This is a genomic window from Nitriliruptor sp. (assembly GCF_040882075.1).
Taxonomy (GTDB): Bacteria; Actinomycetota; Nitriliruptoria; order Nitriliruptorales; family Nitriliruptoraceae; genus Nitriliruptor.
In genome coordinates this window covers 1-1,675 of sequence record NZ_JBBEBZ010000219.1, presented here as the reverse complement: position 1 = coordinate 1,675, position 1,675 = coordinate 1, and the positions used below count along the sequence as shown (strand labels likewise).

The following is a 1,675-nucleotide window of genomic DNA, read 5'->3' as shown; positions in this document are numbered from 1 at the left end:
TCGGTGTAAACGAGGCGCTCTCGCCATCTGAGCTAACCGCCCGAACGGGTCGCACGCTAGCGCCCGGTGACCGAGCGGCGTCCCGACCTGAGACGGCCACGCCAGGTTCGACACGGTCCACCCATCGGCGAGTGCGAGGCGCTCCTCGGCGAGTCGGCGCTTGATCTGGCCGCGGAGTGCGGCTGGCAGGACCCGCACCGCCGTTCAGGACCTCGCGGTTCCGGGCGTTCTGGATCAGATGACGAAGGGGTCACGGCGCGTCGTCGGTTCAGCCAGGTGTGTCGAGACTGGACCCGTAGGGGACGTCGGGTGTCAACTGTCGGTGCCGTGGGTCAGGAGGCGGTGGCCCAGGGAAGGTCGGGGGGTTGGGCCAGTCGATGATCCCGCCCGCCAGGAGTACGCCGACCAGCGCCATCGCCCGGGTACGTGCCCCGATGCCGTCGTCCAGGGTCGCGGCGAGCCGGCGGACCTCCTCGAGGTCGACCAGCGGTGCGCCATCGGCGAGGTGCCGCGCAACGGCCTGAGCGAAGCGCCGGTCCTGTGGCCGTCCGGCACCGAGCTTGCCCGCCAGCAGGTCTGCAACCCCGACGAAGTACACGTCAAGCGACCCGCCAGCCGCGTCCTCGGTCACCAGGTGCAGTCGGCGTCCCTCCCATCCCACGGGCAGCACCAGGTCGCTCATCTCGACGCCATCGGCGTAGTACCCGTTGGCGGTGTGGAACAGCGACATCATCCCGATCGCGGCGTCGACCGCCATGCCCCCGGAACCGGTCGGGTCATCGAGCACCACGATGTCAGCTTCGATCGAGCTGATGGCCTGCCCAGGAAGCTGTGTCTCGTGGTAGGCGCCGAGGATCGCCTGACTCCCCACGACCAGACCCGTCGCACGCCGGCGACCGCTGCCGCAGCGCGTGCGACGTGCAACATCTGTTCACGACGCACGCGCTGCCTCAGCCAGTTCCCGACGCCGCTGCGCCGACACCTGCACGACGAACGCCAACGGTGAGTCGGATTTGAGCGCAGCCACGTCCGGTGAGGTGGACGTGAGCACCGCGATCACGGCGCTTGGGCCGGCATCGAGCACACGGCGCCACTGCTCCGCCGACGCCGAGGTTCCTTCCAGACCCGTCAGATGCTCACGGGCGCGGTCCAGCAGCGTCGGGTCGGCGGCGACCGCGTCCGCCTGGAGCTGACTCAGCGCGTCCACGAACCGCGCGTTGGCGCTGCGTGCAGGGCGCAGTTCAACCTCGACTCCGAGCGCAGCGGCGATCGTGGCGAGGGTGTCCGCCCGCGGCGTCTTGTGTCCACGCTCGTACCTCGACAGGGCGGACGCGTCGATCCCGGTGCGCTGAGAGAGCTCACGCAGCGACAACCCGAGCTGCTCACGCAGCCTTCGCAGCTGACCCTGCACCGCCATGCGTACCCCCAGGTGTTGTACGAAGATACAACATCATCTCTGTCCTGTCAGCGGTGAGCAGCGCCCGGATCCAGCGCACCAGAAGACCACCCCGTAACCGCCGGTATGACGGTGAGGCAGTGCGGGTGCGTCAGCGGTCGGTGCAGGGCTCGGTGTGTTTCTCGGTTGGCGAGTCGAGCCCCTCCGGTTCACCTGGCGATCAGTTGGCTCTGTTGTGGCGCCGGCAACGGGCCAGGTCGGCCCATCAGGTAGCCCTGC

General features: G+C 69.1%; 2 protein-coding genes. Both read right to left on the bottom strand.

Features of this window, described 5'->3' with window-relative positions:
- Nucleotides 1-268: 268 nt before the first annotated feature.
- Nucleotides 269-871 (bottom strand): hypothetical protein, encoded by a 603-nt coding sequence (locus WEB03_RS16060; protein WP_368071934.1) that lies wholly within the window; start codon nt 869-871, stop codon nt 269-271.
- A 60-nt stretch (nt 872-931) separates the two neighbouring features.
- Nucleotides 932-1,417 carry a helix-turn-helix domain-containing protein gene (locus tag WEB03_RS16055; RefSeq protein WP_368071933.1) on the bottom strand — a complete coding sequence of 162 codons (486 nt, stop codon included), beginning with the start codon at nt 1,415-1,417 and terminating at the stop codon, nt 932-934.
- Nucleotides 1,418-1,675: the final 258 nt, after the last annotated feature.

Bases quoted from the DNA above. Each gene is read 5' to 3' on its own strand.
- WEB03_RS16055 (WP_368071933.1), bottom strand. From the start codon at position 1,417: ATGGCGGTGCAGGGTCAGCTGCGAAGGCTGCGTGAGCAGCTCGGGTTG.